Source organism: Sphingomonas sp. S-NIH.Pt15_0812, assembly GCF_003951315.1.
In the GTDB taxonomy this organism is placed as follows: domain Bacteria; phylum Pseudomonadota; class Alphaproteobacteria; order Sphingomonadales; family Sphingomonadaceae; genus Sphingomonas.
Window position 1 is genome coordinate 1 of record NZ_QLJH01000064.1, and the last position, 8,755, is coordinate 8,755.

Genomic DNA, 8,755 nt, shown 5'->3' on the forward strand with positions numbered 1-8,755 from the left:
TTCACGCCAGCCTCGTGCTCACGCAGCACGCCTATGATCTGATCCTCGGTAAAACGGCCTCGCCGCATCGCTCGTCTCCATCTGACGAGCTAACTTATCAATGGCATGTTTTCCGGGGAGCACGTCACCATTCACAAGTGGTCGCTATCAGCAACATTCGGCATCGCTTTCCCGACGCCAAGGATGCCGAATACGTTGTCATAGAAGCGCTTCGACCGCTGGATATCGTTGGACCCGACCATGGTGTGGAGCAGCACGCATCTTTTTCCATCCAGGATGCGTCCGAGATCCGACGCTACCCGAATTTATCGTAGTAGGTCCGTCCAAGCGTAACGACCCGCGCTTCCGACGGTCTTCGGATGGAAGGAGGTATTGGCGGCACCGCGCTTTGCCGACCCGATTGCCACGGCTCCAGCGCACGGACGCTACGGGTGCCGGGTCGCCTGTTCGCGGGTACAAACAACCTGCCGAACCACCAACAAAGGCTTGGCCTGGTCATTTGGGATGTCAAACCAATTTATCGACGATAATGTTTCCATCCTTCTTCTCGACCGAGAAGTTGCATGTGATATGGGTAGCCAACGAATTGAGAAAGTTCAGGAAAACCGAGCTTTCCACTCGAAGGGGAGTCTGATGCGAAGCCTGATTGCCGCACTTTTAATCGTCGCAACTGGCCTGACAGCGCCTCTAAAGTCCGATGCGCAGATGCGTAAATCGGCGATACCGCATCTCGAACGGCGCGGCGATGCGACCCAGCTAGTGGTCGATGGCAACCCCTTTCTAGTGCTGGGCGGCGAGACTCGTAATTCCAGCAGCAGCGATCTGGCGTTCATGACGCCGATATGGCCCAAGCTGAGAGCGATGAACCTCAATACTGTACTGGTCCCGGTCGCTTGGGAAACGATTGAACCCGAGGAGGGCAAGTTTGATTTCAGCAATCTCGATGGCCTGCTGAAAGGTGCCCGAGATCATGACCTGCGCCTCGTCTTCCTATGGTTCGGTGCATGGAAGAACACCTATTCCAGCTATGTGCCCGCATGGGTGAAGCGGGATCAGGCTAGGTTCCCGCGCGTGCAGACCGGCGATGGCCGGGGAACCGAGCGGTTGTCAGCGTTTTCGGCAACGTCCCGCGATGCCGATGCCCGGGCGTTCGCGCAGTTGATGCGCCACCTCCGGGCGGTCGACGGGACACATCATACGGTGTTGATGACCCAAGTCGAAAACGAAGTGGGTGTCATCCCGGAATCACGCGACCATTCACCCGCAGCCGAAGCGGCGTTTAAGGGCCAGGTGCCCGAAGCGTTGATGCGCTATCTTGCCGATCATCGCACCATGCTGCACCCCCAGCTTCGCACCGCCTGGGAGAGCGCAGGCGCACGTAGCGCTGGAACATGGCAGCAGGTCTTCGGCGATACGGGGATGACCGATGCCCTGTTCATGGCTTGGGCTTATGCCACCTTCATCGAGAAGGTGACGGCGGCCGGAAAGGCGGAATATGCCCTGCCTATGTTCAACAACGCCGCGCTCATCCGGCCGAATTACGAGCCGGGGCAGTATAATTCCGGTGGGCCGTTGCCATTTGCGCTCGACATCTACAAGGCCGGGGCACCCTCGCTTGATTTCCTAGCACCCGACATCTATTTCGAAGACTATGTGAACTGGGCGACGCAATATGCGCGTCGGGATAATCCGCTGTTCGTGCCTGAAGCGCGAGGTGGCGCGGCCGGTGCCGCGAATGCGCTCTACAGCTATGGAACGCTTCGGGCGATCGGCTTCTCTCCGTTCGGGATCGATGGTCAGGGCGTGGTGCTCCAAGGGGATAGTAGCATTGGACTGAGCGCGGCGGGCGAAGGCGATCCAGCGATGGCCGCACTCTACGGGCTGCTGGCACCGCTATCGCCTATGATCCTGCAGAAGCAGGCTACCGGACAAATCTCGACCGTCATCATGGAAGGCGGCGCGCAACGGGCCGGTCGCGGCCGCATCGGCGACTATGTCGTGAACATGGGCCGGGCCGGCGGTCCCAAGGGCGACGTCGACCAGATGAGCCGCGTCGCGGCGATGTTCCTGCAGACCGGCGCCGACGAATTCATCGTGGTCGGCGCGGGAGATTCGCAATTGAGCTTCATGACCGATCGCCCCGGCCTACCGATCGTCGGAATCGAGAGCATCGACGAACAATATTGGAAAGATGGCCGGATGGTAAAGGGTCGGCGATTGAACGGCGACGAGACGGGACAGGGGCAGTCGCTGCGCCTGTTTTCCGGCGATGCCGCCGAACGGAAGGTCTATCGTGTCCGCCTTTATCGGTATCATTGACGGCGGAATATTGCAGCGACTATAAAACGCTTGAGCTAAACTTCGGACGCTGGCGGGTATCTGGGCCATTGGAGTCCGCAGACCCTCTCGATACCGCGAACAGCACCGCCCCAAGGACCTTCGAGAGAAGAGAAAAGGCTACCGCACTTTCGCCGCCAAAAGACCCAATCCCGGCCGTTCGCCCGTGCCTTCTCGCTTCCCCGAAAGCCGCCGCTCGTTCATAAGAGCGGATCGGCTGCTTGACCGAGCGCGTTCGGCCGTTTGGAACGACCCAAATGGGTGGGAAGCAGACCGGCAGCTAGCTCAGCGATAGGAGGTAAAAAGCTACGAAGGTCCAGCAAGCGCAGGTGGAAAGCGCGAGCCGCGTAAAAGATTGATCCCGATCGCGTAGCGCGATGATTATAACAATGGGCAGCGCCAATGTGAGCAACCAAAGCACTGTTGGAGCTGGATCGCTGAATGACCAGAGTGCGAAGCCAAAGAACAACCCGGTATACAGCGCCCCGACCGCGAAGAGCGCTGCGGGCATCAGCAGAAGCCACATTGAGGCGCGAAGGATAGCAGTCGTCCACTTCATAGCTGCTCTTTAGCGGCGACGTTTAAGTCCGCTAGTGGGGCGAAGCGACCACCCGGCCCTTTAGTCGTGATGACCCAATCCCGGCCATTCGCGACATATTTATCGCTTCCCAGCTGCGGTCATTCGTTCATCTCAATCTCTACTGCTCGTCCAATTTTGAGGGTGAACCGATGGCGATGCGGACTGTGCAGGCAGCCACTGAGGTCGCCCCCGGCGCCATCGTCTACAAACCAATAGGATCAGAGGCCGAGTAGGCGCCGATATTCCGCCTCAGCGAAACCGTAGGTGTCGCCAGCAAGCCGCAGCAGCCGCTCCCTATCACGCACGATGACGCGCCCGCGTACGGAGCGGACAGCCTCATCCTCTTCAAGCTTGTGGAGTGCGTCGGTCACGCTGCTGCGACGGACGCCGAGCATTAGCCTGAACTCCTCATGCGTCATGCAGATGTCGTCCTCGCGTACTCGGTCGTGGTAGAGAAGAATCCATCGCGCCATCCGCCGTTCAATCGAATGCGCGAGCGACGAAACGATCGTCTTGGACATCTGGGTCATGACCACGTCGACGAAACGGAGCAGGACGGTTCGGATCGTGGGACGTTCGGCGAGTATCCCGTGCAACGCTGCGGCCGACAGCCTCATCGCCGTGCCGTGTTCGGCCCTCATCACCACGTCATGCGACCAGCGCCCGTTGCCTAGCAGCAACTGCCAACCGATAGGCCCCTCATTCCCGAACAGCGCGACCGCGTAGCGGCGGTCACCCTCAAGCGAGTCAAGTATCGCGGCGATCCCGGTCAACGGGAAGCAGATGCTGTCAGCCGCATCGCCGGCGCGCGCAATCATGTCGCCGTTGTGGAACGGCACCAGTTCCAGATGCGGCGCAAGGGCGGCACGGTCAGCGTCGTCCAAAGACGCAACAGTGCATTCGCCTCACACGGCAGTGCATTTGGCCTGTGCGTACCATCCGCCGTCGAAGCCCGATCATCCATGCCGCCGCCCATACTGCCCAACCTCACTGCCCAAACGCTTGGGTCTACTTTCGTACCGAAACGCTGAAGGTCGCCCGATGGTTGTGAAACGGATAGTTACAGGAGGGATATTTGCGCAGAACCATTTCCATGCTGATCGCTGCGTCGACCGCGATCGCAGGCGTTCCAGCTCTGGCTCAGTCAGCCCGCTCGATTACCGCCCCTCCCCCGCCACCGCCGCCCGCGACATCCGTGCAGCCCCCAAAGGCCGCACCCGACATGCAGTCGGTCCTGGACGCGCTCGCGTCGCTCGGCGGCAAGCCGATCGAGACGCTCACGCCTGCGGAAGCTCGTATGCAGCCGTCGGCCGCAGACGGCGCCAAGGCGGCGATGCAGAAGAAGGGTATGTCGACCGCGCCCGATCCGTCGGTGACGACGCAGGACCTGCCGTACGGCAGCGACCCCAAGCAGTTCGCACGCATCTACAAGCCTACCGGTGCGCCCGCAGGTGGCAAGCCGATGCCGGTCATCGTCTACTATCACGGCGGCGGCTGGGTCATCGCCGACGTCAACACCTACGATGCCGCGCCGCGGGCCATGGCCAAGGCGCTCAACGCGATCGTCGTTTCGGTCGAATACCGCCATGCACCCGAATTCAAGTTCCCCGCGCAGCATGACGATGCGGCCGCGGCCTATCGCTGGACGCTGCAGAATGCGGCAAGCTGGGGTGGCGACCCCGCACGGATCGCGACAGTCGGCGAGAGCGCCGGCGGCAACCTTGCGATCGCGACCGCGATCTACGCGCGTGACAACGGCCTGACGGTGCCGCGACACATCGTCTCGGTCTATCCGATCGCGAACAGCAGCATGACGCTGCCCTCGCGGAAGGATTCGGCGAACGCGAAGCCGCTGAACACCGCGATGCTGCCGTGGTTCGGCTACTACTATCAGACGAGCAACGCCGATGCGCAGGATCCGCGTCTCAACCTGGTCGCCGCCAACCTGCGTGGTCTGCCGCCGACGACGATCATCAATGCGCAGATCGATCCGCTACGCTCGGATGGCGAAACGCTGGCGGCCGCCATGCGCGCGGCCGGCGACAAGGTCGAGCAGAAGACCTTCCCGGGCGTGACCCATGAGTTCTTCGGCATGGCCAAGGTCGTGAACGGCGCCAAGCAGGCGAATGATCTCGCGGTCGCACGGCTGAAGACGGCATTCGAGGCGCCTGCAGCCCGCCGCTGAGCGTAACGGCGGCGGCACCCAGCCGCCGCCTCCTTGCCGGAGAGGACCAAAGACCATGCCCCAGAACCCCGTCCGCTATTCTCCCGACGTCGAGGATGTGAAACCCGACGAAGCCGAGACGATCACGAAGCTCAACGAGACGTTCGACAAGATCCTCGAGACGACAGCGGAGGATTACGGTCACGCCGTCCGTTCGGTCCACGCCAAGGCGCACGGCTTTCTCGAGGGAGTGCTGACCGTCCATGACGGCCTTCCCCCCGAGCTGGCTCAAGGCCTGTTCGCCACCCCGGGCGAGCACAAGGTCGTCATGCGCTTCTCGACCAACGCGGGCGACATCCTGCCCGACACCATCAGCCTACCGCGCGGCCTGGCGCTGAAGGTGATGGACGTCGAAGGCGAACGCCTGCCCGGTGCCGATGGACGGACGCAGGACTTCGTCATGGTCAACGGCCCGGTCTTCCAGAACAGGACTGCGGACCAGTTCCTGGGCAACCTCAAGCTCCTGGCCGGCACCACCGACAAGCTCGAGGGCACCAAGGAGGCGATGTCCAAGGTGCTGCGCGGCGTGAACACCGTGCTGAGCGCAGTCGGTATCGAGAGCCCGAAGGTCCAGACGCTCGGCGGCGCGCCCAACTCCGATCCGCTCGGCGAGACCTACTTCAGCGTCACGCCGTTCCGTTATGGCGACTACATCGCCAAGTTCGCTGTCTTCCCCGTGTCCAACGACCTGACCGATCAGACCGGCACGACGATTGACGCCAGCACCCGCCCTGATGCGCTGCGCGACGTCATCCGGTCGGAGGCCCAGGTGCTGGAGATGGAATGGGAGGTGCGAGTTCAGCTTTGTCGCGACCTCAAGGAACAATCAGTGGAGGATCCGACCGTCGAGTGGCAGCAGGACGATGCGCCCTTCCAGACCGTAGCGACTATCCGAGTGCCCAAGCAGGACAGCCTCACCGAGGACAAATTCCAGCAGATCAATGAGGAGATGCGCTTCTCGATCTGGACTGGGCTCGCCGCGCACCGGCCGCTTGGGAATATCAACCGGGCACGCAACGAGACCTACCGACACTCCGCCGACTTCCGGGCTCGCGTGAACGGCTGCCCCTACCACGAGCCTGCGGGCGGTCGTGCCTGACCGGCGAAGGTGGCGCGCGGTCCTTCGACGCTCAACATTGGCAAATCGGCGCGGAGATTAACGGGGCGCTGGCCGTTCTGACCGTGGTCCTGTCGGTGCATCCAAAGCATTGATGGAGGGGCAGAGTCCACCACCGCATGCAAAAGGTTGCACCGCCAGGAGGCTGACGAATGCCAATGATCACCACCGGCGACCTGAACATGGAGGTGTCGCTTTATGGCGCGAAGGAGGGGCAGCCGTTGCTCCTCATCCACGGCTGGCCGGACGACGCGTCGACATGGGATCAGGTGGCACCCGCGCTGGCCGCGGAAGGATTCTGCGTCGTCGTCCCGACGTTGCGTGGGTTCGGCGCCACGCGCTTCCTCAACGACGATGCCCTGCGGACTGGCAACAGCGCGATGCTGGCGACCGACATGATCGCGCTGCTCGATACGCTCGGCATCGACCGCTTCATGGTAGCCGGGCACGACTGGGGATCGAACACCGCCGAGGCCCTGGCCGTCGGGTGGCCCGATCGGGTGGAGCGGATGGCGATGCTGTCGACCCCGCCCCGGCTCGGCGGCATGCCGACACCGCCATTCGAGCAGACCCAGCGCCAATGGTATCACTGGTTCATGGCGACCGCGCGCGGGGCGGAAGCGGTGCATGCAGACCGGCGCGGGTTCACCCATCTGCATTGGGTCAATTGGTCGCCACCGGGATGGTTCGACGAGGTGACGTTCGACCGTGTTGCCCGGTCGTTCGACAATCCCGACTGGGCCGACGTGACGCTCCACAGCTATCGCGCGCGCTGGGGCGAAGCGGAAGCTGATCCACGAAGCGCCTGGCTGGAGGACAAGGTCAAGGCGACCACGACCTTGTCTCTGCCGACGCTCTACATCCACGGCGATGCCGATGGCGTGAATCCGCCCTCGACCGCGCAGCACGTGCCAGCAAAATTCGCTGGGCCGTTCGCGCGCATCACCATGACCGCGGTCGGCCATTTTCCGCAGCGGGAGAACCCGCAAGCGGTGGTGCGCCACCTCCTTACCCTCTTCGCCGGCGCCCCCGCCGCGCTCACCGATACGATCGACAGGAGCCTGACCATGAAGAAAGCCGCCCCCTATGCCGCCGGGATCGCCGCCATCGGCCTGGTCGCCGCTGCCGCAGCCGGCGTCGCCCATGCCCAGGGACGCAGCGCACAACTGACCCAGGTGGCACAATTCGATCATCAGGCGACCGGCGTCGCGGTGACCGAGGATGGCCGTCGCTTCGTCAACTTCCCCCGCTGGACCGACGACGTGCCCATCTCTGTTGCCGAGGTGATGAAGGACGGCAGCTTACGCCCCTATCCCGACGCCAAGTGGAACAGCTGGCGCAACGCCCGCGCCAACGAGCTGCCGGTCGGCGATTATTTCGTCTGCGTGCAGTCGATCGTCCCCGATGGCCATGGCAACCTCTGGGTGCTGGATCCCGGCGCGCCGGGCAACGAGAAGATCCTCGAAGGCGCACCCAAGCTCGTCCGCATCGATCTGGCATCGAACACGGTGACGAAGACGATCCTGGTTCCTGGCGACGTGGCGCTACAGGGCACCTACCTCAACGACATTCGCTTCTCGCCCGATGGCAAGACCGGCTACATTACCGACAGCGGCACGCGGGGCGCGATCATCGTCGTCGACCTGGAGAGCGGGAAGAGCCATCGCGCGCTTGACGGGCACCCCTCGACGCAGATCGACAAGACGGTGAAGGTCACGCTCGACGGCAAGCCGCTGGTCCGTCCCGATGGCCGCCAGCCAGCCTTCGCCGCCGATGGCATCGCGATCTCCAAAGACGGCAAGACGCTGTACTACCAGGCGCTGACCGGAAAGACGCTGTACGCGATCGATACCGCGAAGCTGCGGTCGGACATCAGTGAGGCCGACAGGGCGGCAGCTGTGAAGACGGTCGCGCAGACGCACGTCGCTGATGGCCTATGGATGAGCAAGGCAGGCGTGCTCTACCTTACCTCGCCCACTGACTATGCCATCAAGCGGCTGAACGGCACGACCGTCGAGACGGTGCTGACCGATCGCCGGCTGCGCTGGCCTGACACCTTCTCCGAAGGGCGCGACGGGACGATGTACGTCACCGCCAGCCATATACAGGACACCAACTGGTTCACGCCCGGGGCACCGCCGTCGATCAAGACGCAGCTATTCTCCTTCCCACCCGCCAAATGATCGGACATCCCATGACCTATCTTCGCTATTCGCCCGGCATCGAAACACGAGAGCCCGACGAACAGGAGAGCATCGATGGCATTATCCAGGGCATGACCCAGGAGAGCCAGACGGTCGAGAAGCGCGACGGGCACGCGGTGCGGGCGAGCCACGCCAAGAGCACGGCCTGCGTGATCGGCAAGCTCATCGTCGCGCCCGGATTGCCGCCCGAGCTCGCACAGGGCCTGTTCGCGGAACCTGGCACGTTCGATGTCGCCGTCCGCTTCGCGCAAGGACCCGGTGAGAAGCTCGGCGATCGCGTCTCGACCCATCGC

General features: G+C 62.9%; 7 protein-coding genes and 1 pseudogene. 6 read left to right on the plus strand and 2 right to left on the minus strand.

Going from position 1 to position 8,755, the window contains the following annotated elements; genetic code table 11:
- Together BRX43_RS20650 and BRX43_RS19420 are read left to right on the plus strand one after the other, a co-directional pair.
- Positions 1–314: hypothetical protein (locus BRX43_RS20650; RefSeq protein WP_206433304.1), on the plus strand; the 314-nt coding region annotated here is incomplete at its 5' end.
- Positions 315–633: 319 nt separating this feature from the next.
- Positions 634–2,319 carry a DUF5597 domain-containing protein gene (locus BRX43_RS19420; RefSeq protein WP_125996710.1) on the plus strand — a complete coding sequence of 562 codons (1,686 nt, stop codon included), beginning with the start codon at positions 634–636 and terminating at the stop codon, positions 2,317–2,319.
- A gap of 298 nt (positions 2,320–2,617) precedes the next feature.
- Here the strand turns inward: BRX43_RS19420 and BRX43_RS20655 are convergent, their stop codons facing one another.
- Both BRX43_RS20655 and BRX43_RS19425 read right to left on the minus strand, forming a co-directional pair.
- Positions 2,618–2,896, minus strand: a complete 279-nt coding sequence (locus tag BRX43_RS20655) for a hypothetical protein (protein ID WP_206433305.1) — start codon at positions 2,894–2,896, stop codon at positions 2,618–2,620.
- A 239-nt stretch (positions 2,897–3,135) separates the two neighbouring features.
- Positions 3,136–3,801: a Crp/Fnr family transcriptional regulator gene (locus BRX43_RS19425; RefSeq protein ID WP_125996711.1), complete on the minus strand. Its 666-nt coding sequence runs from the start codon at positions 3,799–3,801 to the stop codon at positions 3,136–3,138.
- Between the two features lie 338 nt (positions 3,802–4,139).
- On the opposite strand from BRX43_RS19425, the gene BRX43_RS19430 reads away from it, so the two are divergent.
- The 4 genes and pseudogenes from BRX43_RS19430 to BRX43_RS19445 all read left to right on the plus strand — a co-directional run.
- Entirely contained in the window at positions 4,140–5,102 is a 963-nt protein-coding gene (locus tag BRX43_RS19430; protein WP_241215092.1) for an alpha/beta hydrolase, read from the plus strand.
- A gap of 55 nt (positions 5,103–5,157) precedes the next feature.
- Positions 5,158–6,240: a catalase family protein gene (locus tag BRX43_RS19435; protein ID WP_125996712.1), complete on the plus strand. Its 1,083-nt coding sequence runs from the start codon at positions 5,158–5,160 to the stop codon at positions 6,238–6,240.
- A 170-nt stretch (positions 6,241–6,410) separates the two neighbouring features.
- A complete protein-coding gene (locus BRX43_RS19440) occupies positions 6,411–8,441 on the plus strand; it encodes an L-dopachrome tautomerase-related protein (RefSeq protein WP_125996713.1) in 2,031 nt (676 codons plus the stop codon).
- A gap of 11 nt (positions 8,442–8,452) precedes the next feature.
- Positions 8,453–8,755, plus strand: a pseudogene (locus BRX43_RS19445) (catalase); the annotation flags it as partial.